Raw genomic sequence first — 14,797 nt, 5'->3', positions numbered from 1 at the left:
CAGTGGCGGTCAGCTCTCGTCAGCGGTTGGCGCTAGGGTCGGCGCCATGACCGTCCAGCGTCTGACGAGGGACGAGGCACGTCGGATCGCGATCCACGCGCAGCTGCTCGACGCGCCCCGCCCGACCGGCATCGTCGAGGTCGTCGAACGCCTGACGTTCCTGCAGATCGACCCCACCGCGGCCCTCGCGCCGAGCGCCGACCTGGTGCTGTGGAGCCGGCTCGGCCCGACCTACGACCCAGCGGCCCTGACCCGGGCCATCGAGACCGACCGCACGCTCGTCGAGACCGTGGCGTACATCCGGTCCCCCCGCGACCTGCCGGCCGTGATCGCCGAGGCCCGGGGCACCCCGACGCACCCGACCACCCGCGCGTGGCTGGCGGCGAACGAGTCCTTCCGGCGGGACATCCTGGCGCTGCTGGCGCGCGACGGGCCGCTGCTCTCCCGGGACGTCCCCGACACCAGCGTCGTGCCGTGGCCGTCGTCGGGCTGGACAAACAACCGCAACGTCACCAGGATGCTCGAGTCCATGGCACTGCGCGGGTACGTCGCGATCTCCGGCCGCAAGGGGCGCGAGCGCTACTGGGACCTTCCCGAGCGGGTCCACCCGGCCGACCTGCCGAGCCTCGACCACGACGTCGCGGTCCGGGTCCGCAACGAGCGCCGGCTCGCGGCGCTCGGCATCGCCCGGGCCACCGGGCCGCAGATCCCCGGCGAGTCACCGTACGTCGGGGACGCCGGCGAGGAGGTCGTCGTCGAGGGCACCCCCGGCACCTGGCGGGTCCACCCCGCGTACGTGGGGCTGCCGTTCCAGGGCCGCACCGCGCTGCTCTCGCCCTTCGACCGGCTGATCCACGACCGGGTACGCGCCGAGCAGCTCTTCGGTTTCGAATACGTTCTCGAGATGTACAAGCCCGCGGTCAAGCGCCGCTGGGGCTACTTCGCCCTACCGGTCCTCCACCACGACCGGCTCGTCGGCAAGCTGGACGCGACCGCCGACCGCAGAGCCGGCGCCCTGGTCGTCAACGCGATCCACGAGGACGTCCCGTTCACACCGGAGGTGACCGCCGCGGTCCGCGCCGAGATCGAGGACCTGGCCCGGTGGCTCCGCCTCGACGTCCGCTGGCCGGCGACGGCGGCGGGGACGTGATGACCCCGCCGATCCGCCGCGCCCGCGATCTCGGCATCGTCGTCGGTCCCCTGACCACCGGGCCGCACAACACCATCACCGACGTCCCCGGTGTGCTGGTGGGGCACACCACCGTCGACGACGGCCGCGACCTGCACACCGGCGTCACGGCGGTGGTGCCGAGCCGGCTCGGCCCGGAGCGGTGGACCCTGCCGGCCGCCGTGTACTCCGGCAACGGCTACGGGAAGCTGGTCGGCTCGACCCAGGTGGACGAGCTCGGCGTGCTGGAGTCACCGATCGTCCTCACCGCCACGCTGTCGGTGTTCCGGGCCGCGGACGCGCTGCTGACCTGGCTGATGGACCGCCGGCCGGACGCCGTGTCGTTCAACCCGCTGGTCGGCGAGACCAACGACGGCCATCTCTCGGACATCCGCCGGCGTCCGATCACCGAGCAGCACGTGCTCGGCGCCGTGACCGGCGCGTCCGCCGCTCCGCCGGCGGAGGGCTGCGTCGGCGCCGGGACCGGCACCACGGCCCTCGGCTACAAGGGCGGCATCGGCACCGCGTCCCGGCTGGTGCCGATGGCCGGTGACCCGGTGACGGTGGGCGCCCTGACCCAGTCCAACTTCGGCGGCCTGCTGACCGTGCTCGGTGTCCCGATGCCGGTCGAGGAGCTGATCCCGGCCGCCGACCGGGCCGAGCCGGCGGGCAACTCCTGCATGATCGTGGTGGCCACCGATGCTCCCCTGGACGCCCGGCAGCTCGGTCGCCTCGCCCGGCGCGCCATCTTCGCCATGGGTCGGGTCGGCGCCGCGTACAGCAACGGCAGCGGCGACTACGCGATCGCCGTCAGCACGGCCCCGCCGGGCCGGCCGCTGATCCCCGACGCGCAGCTCAACCCGATCTTCGCCGCCGTCCTCGACTCGGTCGAGGAGGCGCTGCTCAACTCGCTCATCACCGCCACGACCACCAGCGGTCCGGGTGGGCGCACCAGCCACGCCGTGCCGCACGAGGCTGTCGTCCGGCGCCTGGCGGCGGCCGGCCGGCTGGCCACGGGCGGCTGACCCCGACGGGTCCGCGCCGACCCCGGCGGAGCGGTCCGGCCGGGGCGGCTCCGTGCGGCGTCAGCGCGCGATCGCGTCGACGATCCGCGCGGCCCCCCAGGCGTACGCCCGGTCCACGTCCCCGCCGAGCTGGAACGCGTCGGCGAGCTCCATGAACAGGAAGCCGTTCGCCCACGCGGTCACGGTGCGCGCGGCCTCCAGCGCGTTCTCGTCGCCGGCGAGTCTCCGCGTGGCGTCCAGCACCGGAGCGCTCGCGCGGGCCAGCTGGTCGGGTTCGGCGCGCGCACCGGACGGCAGCGGGCCGAAGACGAGCCGGTAACCGTGGGGTCGCTCGTGGGCGAACGCGCGCAGCTCGTGCGCGAGCCGGACGAGCGCCGCACGGGGATCGTCCCCGGTGCCGCCGGCGGCGGCCCGGAGCCGGGTGCCGAGATCGTCGACCGTCGCCTCGACGATGCGCCGGACCAGTTCGTCCCGATCACGTACGCGTTTGTAGAGCGACGGCGCGCGCACTCCGACCCGGGCCGCGACCGCCTGCATGGTCAGCGCGTCCAACCCGCCGTCCTCGATGATCGCCCGGCCGGCGGCGATGACCGCCTCGGTCGTGGTGCGCTCCGGTGTGGGCACCGACACCTCCTGTCGCTCGCATGGCTATTGACCTTAGCCATGATGGCTAATTATCGTAGCCATCATGGAACTTACACCCGGACTCCGCCGCATCGGCAACGACCTCGTCGCCGTCCACCTGGTCATCACGCCCGACGGCGTGACGATCATCGACGCCGGCCTCTCCGGTCACTACCGGGAGCTGCGCGCCGAGCTGCGCGCCGCCGGTCGTGACCTCGACGACGTACGCGGCATCGTCCTGACCCACGGCGACACCGACCACCTGGGGTTCGCCGAGCGGCTACGCGCCGACAACGGCGTTCCGGTGTACGTGCACGAGGCCGACGCCGCGCGGGCGCGCGGCGCGGAGAGCACCAGCCCGGCCTGGGGAAAGGTGCGGCTCGCGCCGACCGTACGGTTCCTCGCCTACGCGGCCGGCAAGGGCGGCCTGCGGACCCGGCACCCGGCTGAGGTGACCGTCTTCCGGGACGGCGACGTGCTCCCCCTGCCCGGCGCCCCGCGCATCATCAGCCTGCCCGGGCACTCCCCCGGAAGCGTCGCGGTGCACGTCCCGGCCGTCCGCGCGCTGTTCGTCGGCGACGCCCTCACCACCCGGCACGTGCTCACCGGGGCGACCGGCCCGCAGCCCGCACCGTTCACCGACGACCCGGCGGCCGCCGCCGAGGCGCTGACCCGGGTGGCGGACATCGGGGCCGACTGGGTCATCCCGGGCCACGGCGCGCCGTGGACCGGCGGTGTACCGGCGCTGCTCGCCGCGTACCGCGCCGCGGCCGGCTCGTCGTAGGCTGCGACGCGCAGGCGACGACAGGAGGCTGAGGTGGCCGGGACGACGCCGACCGGGACGACGGTCGCCGAGGTGATGGCCGAACTCGCCGCACTCGAGGACCCGAAGTCACGCCAGGTGAACGAGAGACACGGCGACGATCACGGCGTGAACCTCGGCAAGCTTCGCGCGGTCGCCAAGCGGCTGAAGACGCAGCAGGACCTCGCGCGCCAGCTCTGGGAGACCGGCGACAGCGCGGCGAGACTGCTGGCGATCCTGATCTGCCGCCCGAAGGCGTTCGCGCGTGACGAGTTGGACCTCATGCTGCGCGAGGCACGCACCCCGAAGGTGCACGACTGGCTCGTGAACTACGTGGTGAAGAAGAGCCCGCACGCCGAGGAGCTGCGCCGGGCCTGGTTCGCCGATCCGGACCCGGTGGTCGCGAGTGCCGGTTGGGCGCTGACCACCGAGCGCGTGGCGAAGAACCCGGAGGGCCTCGACCTCGCCGGGCTGCTCGACGTCATCGAGGCGGAGCTGCGGGACGCCCCGGACCGCCTGCAGTGGGCGATGAACCACTGCCTGGCCCAGATCGGGATCGAGCACGCCGGCCACCGCGCCCGCGCCCTCGACATCGGCGAGCGCCTGGCGGTGCTCAAGGACTACCCGACACCCCCGGGCTGCACATCCCCGTACGCGCCCAGCTGGATCACCGAGATGGTGCGTCGACGGCAGGGCGGGTAGGAAGGCGCCCCGGGGGCCGGCGGCGGTTAGGCTGTCGGGATGCGGGCGGCGGTGTCCTGGCGGGAACTCGATGGCTGACGCCGACGATGTCCGCCGCCTGGCGCTGGCCCTGCCGCACGCGGTCGAGATCGACAGCGAGGGCTTCGACTTCCGCGTCGCCGACAAGGGATTCGTCTGGTCCTATCCCGAGCGCGTGCCCGGCAGGCCGCGCCGCATCCGCACCGACATCGCCGTCCTGTACGTGGGCGACGAGGCGGAGAAGCAGGCGCTGCTCCTGGGCGAGCCCGAGCTGTTCTTCACCACGCCCGCGTACGGGGGACTGCCCCTGGTCATGGTGCGGTTGGCGGCGGTGAGCGTCGACCGCCTGACGGAGCTGGTCACCGACGCGTGGCGGATGCGCGCCCCGACCGACCTCGTCGGCGACCTCGACGACGGCCCGCTGCTGCCGGACCAGAGCGGTAGGCCGGGGTAGCGCACTTCGGCACCGGTGCCCCGGTGACGTCTGGCAGGGTTGGCCGGATGGAGCTGACCGAGGTGTTCGAGTGGCGCGGCCGGGAAGTGCGGTGGCGGCGCACCGGTTGTGGGCCCGACGTCGTGTTCTGCCACGGGACGCCGTGGTCCGCGCAGTTGTGGGGCCCGTTCGCCGAAGCCCTGCGCGACGAGTTCACCGTCCACCTCTGGGACATGCCGGGCTACGGGCGGTCCTCGAAACTCCCCGAGCACCGGGTGTCACTGGATCTCCAGGGTGAACTGCTGGCCGATCTCCTCGCGTACTGGGAGCTGCGGTCCCCGCATGTCGTGGCGCACGACTACGGCGGTGCCGTCGCCCTGCGGGCCCATCTCCTGCACGGTTCCGCGTTCGCGTCGTTGGCGCTGGTCGACGTGGTGGCGCTGGCCCCGTGGGGTTCGGACTTCTTCCGCCTCGTCCGCGACAACGCCGAGGTCTTCAGCGCGCTCCCGAGCGCCGTGCACGAAGGGGCGCTCCGGGCCTACATCGCGGGAGCCAGTCACGTCGGCCTCACGCCGGACCAGCTGCGGGCCCTCGTCTCGCCCTGGCTCGGCGCTGACGGACAGGCGGCGTTCTACCGGCAGATCGCGCAGGCGGACCAGGCCTACACCGACGAGATCGAAGGGCTCTATCCCCGTCTCGACCTGCCGGTCCTGGTGGTGTGGGGCGAGAACGACACGTGGATCCCGGTCGACCGGGCGCACCGCCTGACCGAACTCATCCCCGGCGCTCGACTCGCGCTGATCGACGGAGCAGGCCACCTCGTCCACCTGGACCAGCCCGTACGACTGGCCACGACGCTGCACCGTTGGCTCACCTCGGCGGCCACGACAACCTGAGCCACGCCCTGCGCTCCGATCTTTCCGCACCGGCACGTCACCGACCCAACGTCCAGCGGGACGCGGGCGCGCTGTTCGGTGACCGCTTTCCGCTGCGGTACGCGGGGGTGACGGCGTCGCCGCCGGCCGGCATGTCGTCGACCGTGACGCTCGCGCCGAGCGGGAAGCGTTTGTGCCGTTCGCGCACGCCCCTACGCCCGCGAGCGGATGATGTCGACGTACGCCGGTCGACCGTCGGGAGGTTGCGATGGCGGCTGATCTTGTCGTGCTGGGGGTGGCGAGCAGCGCCGGTGCCCACCACGCGGGCCAGGAGAGCGCACCACGGGCCTTGCGGGAGGCCGGGCTGGTCGACCGGCTCCGCTCGGCGGGCCTGTCGGTGGACGACCGCGGGGACGTGGTCAGCGAGGTCTTCGCCGTGGATCACGCGCATCCCGGCCGGCGCAACCTTCCCGCCGTGGTCCGGGTGGCGCGGGCGGTGGCCAATCTCGTCGCCGCGGTGGTCGGCCAGGGTTCGATCCCCCTGGTGATCGGGGGCGACTGCACGATCACCGTCGGCGTCGTCGCCGGGCTGCTGCGGTCCCGCCCGCAGGTCGGGCTGTTCTACTTCGACGGGGACGCGGACCTGGCCCCCCCCGACACGACGACCGGCGGGGTGCTGGACGCCATGGGAGTCGCCCATCTGCTCGGCCTCGCCGACACCGAGCTGGCCCGAATCGCCGACCAGCATCCGATGCTCGACGACGAGCGGCTCGTCCTGTTCGGATTCGACGAGTCGGATCCCGAGACGTTCCGCCCGTCGGTCCTCGACGCCCGCCCCGGCCTGCTGCGCTTCGCCGACCACCAGGTCCGCGCCGACCCGTCCGGCTGCGCCGCCAGCGCGCTGGAGGCTCTGGAGCGGACGGCGGTCGGCGTTCTGCTGCACTTCGACGTGGACGCGGTCGACTCCGGCGACCTGCCGCTGGCCAACTTCCCGCACTACGGCACGGGAGTCACCCTGGCGCAGGCCGGTCGCGCGCTGCGGGTCGCCAGCGGTGCCGACGGACTGGCAGCCGTCGTCCTGACCGAGGTCAATCCTGGGCATGATCCGGACGGGCAGCTGATCCGTCGCTACGTGTCTACCGTGGGCGACGCCCTTGCCGCCGGCCTCGTCGACCGGGGAGCCCGCCTCCGTTCCTGACCGCTCCGGTTCGGCACCGCCGCGCATCGGTCGAGCATCGCCGCCGCCGGGCCCCACCGCACCACCCCCGTGGGCCTAGGATTCGCCGGTGCAGATCTCCGTGTGGGTCCGTTACGACGAGAAGCAGCTACGGCGCACCCTCCGCTTCGTCCTCCGCCCGCAGCTGAAGTCCCTCCGCGTCCTGGGCGGAGTGCTGATCATCCTCGGTCTGGTCCCGGTGGCGCTGGAGCCGACGATGCCGTTGCTCTACGCTCCGCTGCTCCTCGGGCTCCTGTTCGTGTTCGCCATCGAGCCGATCACGGTGGCCCAGTCGATGCGCATGCAGTCCAACGTCATCAAGGACGGATTCCAGCTGACGCTGGACGACGAGTGGGTCACCCTGACCTACCCGCTCGCCGAGTCGCGGTTCCGGTGGAGCGGCCTTGGCAAGGCCGTCGACACGCCCGAGGCCTGGTACGTCATGTTCGGCAAGCTCCAGGCGATCACGATTCCGAAGGGCCCGTTGACCGAGGAGCAGCGGGCCGCGTTCGCCGCGTTCGTCAACGCCCTGCGACCAGCCGCCAGGTGACGAGCCGGCACGCCGGTCGGCAGCGCACGGCTGCCGTCACCGCTGTCGGCGCCGCCCCCTCCCGAACGGTTGTGCGGATCGATGATCCGGGCCGGGTCGCGCTCCGTACCAGCATGGGACGGGACCAGCGCCAGGGGTGCCGTACGCTACGGTCTGACTACTACTACAGGTGGTAGTTCACGTACCGACGGAGGTGCCCCAGGTGACGGACGACGAGCAGGTCACCGCCTGGGCACTCGAAGCGGGCCGGGGTGACCGGGATGCCGCCGGTTCCTTCGTCCGGGCCACGCAACAGCAGGTCCGCCGCTTCCTCGCGGCGCTGATCTCGCCGGCCGAGGCCGACGACCTGGCGCAGGAGACCTACCTGCGCGCGACGCGGTCGCTCCCGTCGTTCGCGGGACGCTCCTCGGCGCGTACGTGGTTGCTCAGCATCGCCCGCCGGGTCGCCGTCGACCACGTGCGGGCGGCGACATCCCGGCCACGGACGGTGGCCATGTCGGATTCCCACGACGCCGTCGACCCGGCTCGCAGCGACTTCGACCGGCAGGTCGCACTGGAGCGGCTCGTCGCCGGGCTGCCGGCCGACCGGCGGGAGGCCTTCGTCGTCACCCAGGTCCTCGGGCTGTCCTACGCCGAGGCGGCGGAGGTGTGCGGCTGCCCGGTCGGGACGATCAGGTCCCGGGTGGCCCGGGCCCGCGCGGACCTGGTCGCCGCCGTGAACGCCCGGCCCGGCCCGCAGACCCGCGGTGGCGCCGCCGGCTGAGCCGTCGCGGCGATTCCGCCGGCCCACCGAGGGCGTACGTGACCTGCGGCGCAGTGACCTTTGCCGCACCGGTCGCGGGAACCAACGCCGCCGCTGGCGCGACTACCGGTACATGGGGTGCGAGCAGTGGCGTGAGGTGCTGTCGGCTCAGCTGGACGGGGAGGAGACTCCGGCCGAGCGTACGGCGGTCGAGTCCCACCTGGCCGGGTGCGGCGAGTGCCGGGCGTGGTTCGACCGGGCGGCGGCGGTGACCCGGCGCGCCCGGCTGTCGGTGAGCGTGACCGGCCCGGACCTCACCGGCGCGGTCCTGGCCGCGCTGCCCGCGCGACCGCGGCGGTCCCGGCGGGAGCGCGTGGCGCTGACGCTGCGGGCGGCGCTCGGGTTGATCGGGGCGGCGCAGGTGCTGCTGGGTCTGGTGCAGGTCGGCCGGGGCGCGGCCGGTCCGCACGTCCACGCCGGCGGCCCGCTGGCGTCCGGGCACCTGTGGCACGAGGCGGCGGCGTGGAACGTGGCCGTGGGCGCGGGTTTCCTGTTCGTCGCCGCCCGCCGCACCCGTCCGACGGGGCTGGTGCCCATGTTGAGCGCGTTCGTGGGCACGCTCGTGCTGCTGTCGGTCAACGATCTGGTCACCGGCCGCGTGGACACCGCCCGCCTGGTCAGCCACGCCTTCCTGCTCGCCGGTTACGCGATCGTGGTCGCCATGTCCCGGCCCGGCCTGCGCCCGGACGGCCCGTCCACCCGGGCCCGCGGCGACCGGCCCCGCTGGCGCATCCCGGTGGAGGACGAGACACCGGAGCCCGGCCTGCGGCTGCTGCGCCCGCCGTATCCGGGCTCGGCCCACCACCGCACGGCGGCCTGAGGCAGCCGCCGCGCCGAGCGCCGGATCCTCGGACCGGGGTCAGCCGGCCCGCGCCTCCCCGATGACCCGCTCGGCGGCGTCGCGCACGTCGTCGAGCAGGATCTCCATGTCCCGCCGGGTGGTGCGGTAGTTGAGCACGCAGCCGCGCAGCGCGAAGCGGCCGTTGACGGTCGCGTTCGACAGGTACGAGCTGCCCGCCCGCTGAAGCGCGACCATGATCCGTTCGTTGAGCCGGTCGACGTCCGCCTCGTCGGCCGGCGACCGCGCGCCGGAGCGTACGCCGGGCGGCAGGTAGCGGAAGCAGAAGATCGACAGCTCGACCGGCGCGACCAGTTCGAAGTCGTCGCTCGCGTCGACGAGTTCGGCGAGGTGACGGGCACAGTCCAGGTTGCGTTCGATGGCGTCGCCGACGGCGCGCGAGCCGGCGTGCGCCAACCCCATCCAGACCTTGAGCGCCCGGAACCGCCGGGACAGGTCCGGGCCGTAGTCCCAGAAGGCGAAGGCCTCCGCCGGCTCGGTCTGCACGACGCGGGTGTAGTCGGCGTCGAGGCTGAAGGCGGGGCGCACCGCCGCCGGGTCGCGGTAGATGAGGCAGCCGCAGTCCGCCGGCAGGTAGAGCCACTTGTGCGGGTCCAGGGCGATGGAGTCGGCCTCCGCCAGGCCGTCGAGGAGCGGGCGGGCCGAGGGGGCGAGCCGGGCGAACCCGCCGTAGCACGCGTCGACGTGCATCCACAGCCCGTGCCGCCGGGCGACCGCCGCGATCTCCGGGAGCGGGTCGACGGCACCGGTGACGACGGTTCCGGCGTTCGCGACCACGCAGAACGGCTCCGCTCCCGCGGCCCGGTCCTCCTCGATGGCCCGGGCCAGCGCACCGACGTCCATCCGGAGGCGACCGTCCACCGGGATCTCCCAGACGTTGGCCCGCCCGATCCCGATCAGGGCGGCGGCCTTGTGGATCGAGTGGTGGGTCTCGGTCGAGGCGTAGACCCGCAGCGGCGCGGAGTGGGCGGCAGCGCCCTGGGCGGCGACCGCCTCGCCGCAGTGGCGGTGCCGGGCGGCGGCGAGTGCGGTGAGGTTGGCCATCGAGCCGCCGCTCATGAGCAGGCCGCCGGCGTCCGGGGCGCAGCCGAGAGCCTCCTTGATCCAGTCGATGACCACGTGCTCCAGCTCGGCGGGGGCCGGCGCCGAGCGCCACGCGGTGAGGTTCGGGTTCAGCGCCGACGCGAGGAAGTCGGCCACGGCGGCGACCGCGGTTCCCGGCGCCGAGACATAGCCGAAGAAGCGGGGATGCCCGTTGTGCCGGCTGCCGGGGACGATCACGTCGCGGAAGACCGCTAGCAGGTCGGCGAAGTCGCGGCCCTCGACCGGCAGCGGCTCGGCGAGCAACCCCGCCAGCTCGGCCGAGGAGGTGCGCGGGGCGACCGGCAGGTCCCGGATCGAGTCGTGGTAGGTGGCGGCCCACTCGACCGCGCGGGCGCCCACGTCCCGGATCTGTTCGGCGGACAGGTCCAGGGCGGGGTTCGTGTCGCGCCCGGTCGACGGGTTCGAAGTCATGGGGCGGAGGATAGTTCGATCATGTGACAGCATCGACCCGTCGACTCGGGGAGGCGTGCCGTGCGGGTGACCATGGCGAGCGTCGCGGCGTGGACCGGCCGCGCGAACGAGGACTTCACCGGTGCCGTGCCGACGGCGGCGGTGCTGATCGACGGGGCCGGCATCCCCGGCACCGAGGCGATCTGCCGGCACGGCGTGGCCTGGTACGCCACCCGCCTGGGCGGCACCCTGCTCGGCCTCCTGTCGTACGCGCCGGACCGCGGTCTGCCGGCGCTGCTCGCCGAGGCCATCGAGCAGGTCACCGACGTCCACCGGGACGCCTGCGACGTCGCCAACCCGATCAGCCCGTCGGCGACGGTGGCCGTCCTGCGCCGGTCCGGCGGTCTCGTCGAGTACCTGGTGCTGGGTGACTCGTTCCTGGTGCTGGACCGGGCGGACGACGATCCCCTGGTCGTCACCGACCCCCGCGAGGTGGTCATCAGCCGGTCGTACCAGGCGGCCGTCGAGGCCACTGCCGAGGACAGTGCCGAGCGCCACCGGCTCCTGCGCGACCTGCGCGCCAACCGGAACCAGCCGGGCGGCTTCTGGCTGGCCAAGGACGACCCACGCGCGGCGGACGAGGCGGTCACCGGCCGCTGTCCGGTCGCCGAGCTGGCCGGGGCCGCCCTGCTCAGCAACGGAGCCACCCGCATCGTGGACCGGTTCGGGCTGACCGACTGGCCCGGGCTGATGAGCGTCCTGGCGTCGAGCGGACCCGCCGAGGTCATCCACCGCGTCCGGCGGGCGGAGGCCCAGCACGCGGTGCGGGCGGACGACGCGTCGATCGCGTACTGCACCGACCTCGCCCCGGCCTGACCGGCGCGGCAGCCGCCGTCAGCTCACCCGGGCCCCGGCCAGGCAGCCGCCGTCAGCTCCCCCGGCCCCCGGCCAGGCAGCCGCCGTCAGCTCCCCCGGCCCCCAGCCAGGCAGCCGCCGTCAGCTCCCCCGGGCCCCCGGCCAGGCGGCCGCCACCAGGGACGGGAGGACACCCGCCGCAGTGCCGCGCAGGTTGACGGCGCAGACCCGGTCGAGTGGAGTCGGCTCCGGGTCCACCTGGATCACGGCGGCTCCCGAGCGTGCCGCGATCCGGGGAATCTCGGCGGCCGGGTACACGACGCCGGAGGTGCCGACCGTCAGGAGCACGTCGCAGGCGGCGGCGGCTCCGACCGCGGCGGCCAGCGCCGCCTCGGGCAGGGCCTCACCGAACCACACCACGCCCGGCCGGACGAGCGCGCCGCAGGACCCGCACCGTGGCGGCGGGATCCGGCGGCCCTCGTGCGGCGGCGCGGTCTCCTCGTCGGGAACGTCGTCGAACGCCGCCGGGTGCGCCGCCGTCAGGCACCGGGGCGCGAAGAGGCTGCCGTGCAGGTGGACCGGCGCCCGGCTCCCGGCTCGCTCGTGCAGGTCGTCGACGTTCTGGGTGACGACGGTGCTGTCCGGGACCCGGGCCTCGATGGCGGCGATGGCCAGATGCCCGGGGTTGGGCTCGGCTCGCCGCACCCGGGCGCGCCGCCACTCGTACCAGCCCCAGACCAGATCGGGATCGGCGTGGAACGCCTGCGGGGTGGCGAGCCGCTCGGCGTCGAACCGCGCCCACAGGCCGGTGAGATCGTCGCGGAAGGTGGGCACGCCGCTCTCGGCGGAGATCCCGGCGCCGGTGAAGACGACGACCCGGCGGGCCGCGCCGAGCAGCTCGGCGGCACGACGCGACAGAGCACTCTCCATACGACGAGATCCTGCCGGAAGGCCGGGACTCGCCGGGCCCCACCGCCGCCCGGGGCGCGCCGATCGGCCGGCCCGTCCAGCGGCGTCGTCCTGCCCACGCCCGACCTGCCGGTCACCCGACACCCGCGCCACCCGTCGACCCTACGCGGACCACCGTCGCCGGCGACCGGTGACGAGGGCCGCGGCGGCGCCCAGTCGCTCCCGTTCGAGATCGGTCAGCGCCGGGTCGTTCCGCCGCCTCGTCACGGCCTGGTCCAGGGCGGCGAGTGGGTCACCGTCGACACGGTCGAGGAAGGCGTGCAGCAGGGCTGCGGCCGGCGCCGCCAGTGGGTTCGCCTCGTCGACGGCCACCTGGGCGAGGATGATCGCGGAGACCGCCACATCGAGGTCCGGAGGCCCTTCGGTGGCGTTGTGCCAGTCAATGACGACCGGCCCCCGTTTGGTCAGCATGACGTTGTCCGGGTGCAGGTCGAGGTGCAGGATCCGGACGTCCTCGCGTTGGCTGTGCCGGGGCGGCAGCGCGTGGAGCCGGCGGTGCAGGTCGGCCAGGCAGGCGGCCCCGTCGACGGCGTCGAGGTCACCGGCGGTGAACGCGGACAGCATGGTGCGCCCGTGGAGTCGCTCCATGACGAGGTCGCCGCCGTGGGCGTCGTACACCGTCGGCACCGGAAAGCCGAGGTCGGCCAGGTACGCCATGACGGCCGCCTCGGCGGCCACGTCGGCGCCGTGCCGGTAGCGGCGGAGGACACGTCGCTCGTCGATGACGAAGACGTCGGCTTCCCGTCCTGACGCCAGCGGGACCGGAGTGATCACGCCTCGACTGTAACGGTCGCGTTCACCATTCCGGAGGGGACGACCCCCGGCGTCCCGGCTAAGCCCTCCGGCGCAGGTCCGGCACGTCGGGAAGCTGTCGGAAGCCAGCCGACCGGTAGGCGGCGACGGCGCCGACGTTGGCGCTCTCGGCGCATCCGTGAAGGTCGATCGGTCGAACGCCGCGCGCTGCACTTCGGCCCGCAGGTGGGCCTGCTCCGGGCCGATCGCCTCGACCCGCACGCCGCAGTCCTGCACGGGCTGCGCCAGGTCGCGCTGGAACGGTGTCCACGGCTCGTCGCGGTCCCATCCGTTGTCGAGCAGCAGCTCGTGGAGCACCCTGTCCCAGCGCGCCGCTACGGCGGCGCTCCCGGCGGGAGGAGGCCGCGCTCCGGCCGCGTCACGTCGTCGACCATCCGGCTGGCCAGCTCCTCGTCCCGGCGAGCGGCGGGGGCGATGCCCAGTCGTACCAGGTCGGGACCGTCCACCCGGTGGGGCTCAAAGTGTTTAGCCGAGGCCCTGGGGCGACAATGGGAAGGCCGAGCTGAACGCGGCCGGGTCCGGCACCTTCGATCATGCTTCTGAGCAACTGACCGGTCGCCCAGCGTAGGGGATTGACATTGATACGGCCGTCGGCGATATTCCTAGCGGCATGTCGACATACGGGACGGACAAGGCAAAGTCTGAAATATTGACGTTTGCCCCAGGCCGGTACGGACAAGGTTTGGACAATGATCAAGCGAGTTGTCGGGTTCTCCAAGCACCATACGCCCAACTCCATGCGGATTTTGGCGCGCCGAGCGCAACTCGAAACCCGCAACGCCAAAATGCGGCTGACCGTTCCGGTGATCGCGCGATCCGAGTATGAGAACGTCTATCACTGCACTGTGCACAAGACGGGCAGCCAATGGATCAAGGCCATGTTCAGCGATCCTGTCGTCTACCAATATTCCGGATTGCTGCCCTACGACCCGCGCTTCTACAAGCGGCGCTCGCTGCCGGTCATCCCGCCGGGCCGTTCAGGGCTGGCCCTCTTCCACTCCTATCCACGGTTCCAGCAAATCGTCAAACCCGATAACCACCGCGCGTTCTTCGTGATCCGCGACCCGCGTGACATCGTCGTTTCCAGCTACTTCTCCCTCCGCAACTCACACGCGCCTATGGGCGACATTCTGCAGGCGCGCAAGATCCTGCAGGAGAAGCCCATGAAGGAAGGGCTGCTGTACGTCATCGATCGCCTCTCCCGGCGATACACCTTCAAGCAGCTCCGGTCGTGGGCGGTCGCCCCGCAATCCGAGACCGTCCGTCTGTTCCGCTACGAGGACCTGACCGGCGAGCGGCAGCTGGAGGAGATGGATCAGCTGCTGCGGCACTGCGGGATCGTCCTGCCGCCGGCGGAACTGGAGGCCCTCCTGTCGCGCTACAGCTTCTCGAAGATGCGGAAGGACGGAGCCGCCGCCGGGCAGGTCTCCCACTACCGGAAGGGGAAGGCCGGCGACTGGCGCAACCACTTCGATGACGAGATCTACGCGGCCTTCACCGCCGCGACGGGCGATCTCGTAGAGGTCCTCGGCTACCCGGCACGCGACCAGTCTGCCGGCGCGCGGGGCAGATAGCGCTGCCGCTCGCGCGGG

18 protein-coding genes are annotated in these 14,797 nt (G+C 73.1%); 12 read left to right on the top strand and 6 right to left on the bottom strand.

Annotated elements, in window-relative coordinates; all coding sequences use genetic code 11:
- Positions 1 to 46 precede the first annotated feature (46 nt).
- Positions 47 to 1,150, top strand: a complete 1,104-nt coding sequence (locus EV376_RS14415) for a DNA glycosylase AlkZ-like family protein (protein ID WP_130323538.1) — start codon at positions 47 to 49, stop codon at positions 1,148 to 1,150.
- Complete coding sequence (locus tag EV376_RS14410; protein WP_486482627.1) at positions 1,102 to 2,193, top strand: P1 family peptidase; 1,092 nt, start codon at positions 1,102 to 1,104, stop codon at positions 2,191 to 2,193. The genes EV376_RS14415 and EV376_RS14410 overlap by 49 nt, the downstream gene beginning before the upstream one ends.
- A gap of 60 nt (positions 2,194 to 2,253) precedes the next feature.
- Here the strand turns inward: EV376_RS14410 and EV376_RS14405 are convergent, their stop codons facing one another.
- A complete protein-coding gene (locus tag EV376_RS14405) occupies positions 2,254 to 2,817 on the bottom strand; it encodes a TetR/AcrR family transcriptional regulator (RefSeq protein ID WP_130323536.1) in 564 nt (187 codons plus the stop codon).
- A gap of 64 nt (positions 2,818 to 2,881) precedes the next feature.
- Here EV376_RS14405 and EV376_RS14400 point away from each other — a divergent pair, with 64 nt between their 5' ends.
- The 4 genes from EV376_RS14400 to EV376_RS14385 all read left to right on the top strand — a co-directional run bounded on the left by EV376_RS14400 (position 2,882) and on the right by EV376_RS14385 (position 5,668).
- Complete coding sequence (locus tag EV376_RS14400; protein WP_130323534.1) at positions 2,882 to 3,601, top strand: MBL fold metallo-hydrolase; 720 nt, start codon at positions 2,882 to 2,884, stop codon at positions 3,599 to 3,601.
- Positions 3,602 to 3,676: 75 nt separating this feature from the next.
- Positions 3,677 to 4,321 (top strand): DNA alkylation repair protein, encoded by a 645-nt coding sequence (locus tag EV376_RS14395; RefSeq protein WP_207228551.1) that lies wholly within the window; start codon positions 3,677 to 3,679, stop codon positions 4,319 to 4,321.
- A gap of 70 nt (positions 4,322 to 4,391) precedes the next feature.
- Complete coding sequence (locus EV376_RS14390; protein ID WP_130323530.1) at positions 4,392 to 4,793, top strand: MmcQ/YjbR family DNA-binding protein; 402 nt, start codon at positions 4,392 to 4,394, stop codon at positions 4,791 to 4,793.
- A 47-nt stretch (positions 4,794 to 4,840) separates the two neighbouring features.
- Positions 4,841 to 5,668, top strand: a complete 828-nt coding sequence (locus EV376_RS14385) for an alpha/beta fold hydrolase (protein WP_130323528.1) — start codon at positions 4,841 to 4,843, stop codon at positions 5,666 to 5,668.
- Positions 5,669 to 5,705: 37 nt separating this feature from the next.
- Here EV376_RS14385 and EV376_RS30190 read toward each other — a convergent pair whose 3' ends face one another.
- Positions 5,706 to 5,855 (bottom strand): hypothetical protein, encoded by a 150-nt coding sequence (locus tag EV376_RS30190; protein WP_165438007.1) that lies wholly within the window; start codon positions 5,853 to 5,855, stop codon positions 5,706 to 5,708.
- Positions 5,856 to 5,915: 60 nt separating this feature from the next.
- Between EV376_RS30190 and EV376_RS14380 the strand changes: the two genes are divergently transcribed.
- From EV376_RS14380 to EV376_RS14365, 4 genes are all read left to right on the top strand, one after another.
- Positions 5,916 to 6,845 carry an arginase family protein gene (locus EV376_RS14380; RefSeq protein WP_130323526.1) on the top strand — a complete coding sequence of 310 codons (930 nt, stop codon included), beginning with the start codon at positions 5,916 to 5,918 and terminating at the stop codon, positions 6,843 to 6,845.
- An 88-nt stretch (positions 6,846 to 6,933) separates the two neighbouring features.
- On the top strand, positions 6,934 to 7,413 hold the full coding sequence (locus EV376_RS14375) for a YcxB family protein (RefSeq protein WP_130323524.1): 480 nt from the start codon (positions 6,934 to 6,936) through the stop codon (positions 7,411 to 7,413).
- A 202-nt stretch (positions 7,414 to 7,615) separates the two neighbouring features.
- Entirely contained in the window at positions 7,616 to 8,176 is a 561-nt protein-coding gene (locus EV376_RS14370; RefSeq protein WP_130323522.1) for a sigma-70 family RNA polymerase sigma factor, read from the top strand.
- 112 nt (positions 8,177 to 8,288) lie between these two features.
- Positions 8,289 to 9,035: a zf-HC2 domain-containing protein gene (locus tag EV376_RS14365; RefSeq protein WP_130323520.1), complete on the top strand. Its 747-nt coding sequence runs from the start codon at positions 8,289 to 8,291 to the stop codon at positions 9,033 to 9,035.
- A 39-nt stretch (positions 9,036 to 9,074) separates the two neighbouring features.
- On the opposite strand, the gene EV376_RS14360 is transcribed toward EV376_RS14365, so the two are convergent.
- Positions 9,075 to 10,589, bottom strand: a complete 1,515-nt coding sequence (locus EV376_RS14360) for an aminotransferase class I/II-fold pyridoxal phosphate-dependent enzyme (RefSeq protein WP_165438006.1) — start codon at positions 10,587 to 10,589, stop codon at positions 9,075 to 9,077.
- A gap of 60 nt (positions 10,590 to 10,649) precedes the next feature.
- On the opposite strand from EV376_RS14360, the gene EV376_RS14355 reads away from it, so the two are divergent.
- Complete coding sequence (locus tag EV376_RS14355) at positions 10,650 to 11,444, top strand: hypothetical protein (protein WP_486482626.1); 795 nt, start codon at positions 10,650 to 10,652, stop codon at positions 11,442 to 11,444.
- A 120-nt stretch (positions 11,445 to 11,564) separates the two neighbouring features.
- On the opposite strand, the gene EV376_RS14350 is transcribed toward EV376_RS14355, so the two are convergent.
- The 3 genes from EV376_RS14350 to EV376_RS30885 form a co-directional block, all read right to left on the bottom strand.
- On the bottom strand, positions 11,565 to 12,353 hold the full coding sequence (locus tag EV376_RS14350; RefSeq protein WP_130323516.1) for an SIR2 family NAD-dependent protein deacylase: 789 nt from the start codon (positions 12,351 to 12,353) through the stop codon (positions 11,565 to 11,567).
- A gap of 141 nt (positions 12,354 to 12,494) precedes the next feature.
- Complete coding sequence (locus EV376_RS14345) at positions 12,495 to 13,166, bottom strand: phosphotransferase (RefSeq protein WP_130323514.1); 672 nt, start codon at positions 13,164 to 13,166, stop codon at positions 12,495 to 12,497.
- 353 nt (positions 13,167 to 13,519) lie between these two features.
- Positions 13,520 to 13,651, bottom strand: coding sequence for a hypothetical protein (locus tag EV376_RS30885; protein ID WP_486482625.1), 132 nt, complete (start codon positions 13,649 to 13,651; stop codon positions 13,520 to 13,522).
- A 243-nt stretch (positions 13,652 to 13,894) separates the two neighbouring features.
- Here EV376_RS30885 and EV376_RS14340 point away from each other — a divergent pair, with 243 nt between their 5' ends.
- Entirely contained in the window at positions 13,895 to 14,779 is an 885-nt protein-coding gene (locus tag EV376_RS14340) for a sulfotransferase domain-containing protein (protein ID WP_130323512.1), read from the top strand.
- The last annotated feature ends 18 nt before the right edge of the window (positions 14,780 to 14,797 follow it).

Source organism: Micromonospora sp. CNZ295 (assembly GCF_004217535.1).
The sequence above is the reverse complement of the archived record's forward strand: the minus strand, read 5'-3'. Positions and strand labels throughout refer to the sequence as shown.

What these genes read in the sequence shown, in the direction of transcription:
- EV376_RS14400 (WP_130323534.1), top strand. Translation starts at nt 2,882, where the DNA reads ATGGAACTTACACCCGGACTCCGCCGCATCGGCAACGACCTCGTCGCC.
- EV376_RS14380 (WP_130323526.1), top strand. Translation starts at nt 5,916, where the DNA reads ATGGCGGCTGATCTTGTCGTGCTGGGGGTGGCGAGCAGCGCCGGTGCC.
- EV376_RS14365 (WP_130323520.1), top strand. Translation starts at nt 8,289, where the DNA reads ATGGGGTGCGAGCAGTGGCGTGAGGTGCTGTCGGCTCAGCTGGACGGG.
- EV376_RS14390 (WP_130323530.1), top strand. Translation starts at nt 4,392, where the DNA reads ATGGCTGACGCCGACGATGTCCGCCGCCTGGCGCTGGCCCTGCCGCAC.
- EV376_RS14415 (WP_130323538.1), top strand. Translation starts at nt 47, where the DNA reads ATGACCGTCCAGCGTCTGACGAGGGACGAGGCACGTCGGATCGCGATC.
- EV376_RS14385 (WP_130323528.1), top strand. Translation starts at nt 4,841, where the DNA reads ATGGAGCTGACCGAGGTGTTCGAGTGGCGCGGCCGGGAAGTGCGGTGG.
- EV376_RS14350 (WP_130323516.1), bottom strand. Translation starts at nt 12,353, where the DNA reads ATGGAGAGTGCTCTGTCGCGTCGTGCCGCCGAGCTGCTCGGCGCGGCC.
- EV376_RS14395 (WP_207228551.1), top strand. Translation starts at nt 3,677, where the DNA reads ATGGCCGAACTCGCCGCACTCGAGGACCCGAAGTCACGCCAGGTGAAC.
- EV376_RS14360 (WP_165438006.1), bottom strand. Translation starts at nt 10,589, where the DNA reads ATGACTTCGAACCCGTCGACCGGGCGCGACACGAACCCCGCCCTGGAC.
- EV376_RS14340 (WP_130323512.1), top strand. Translation starts at nt 13,895, where the DNA reads ATGATCAAGCGAGTTGTCGGGTTCTCCAAGCACCATACGCCCAACTCC.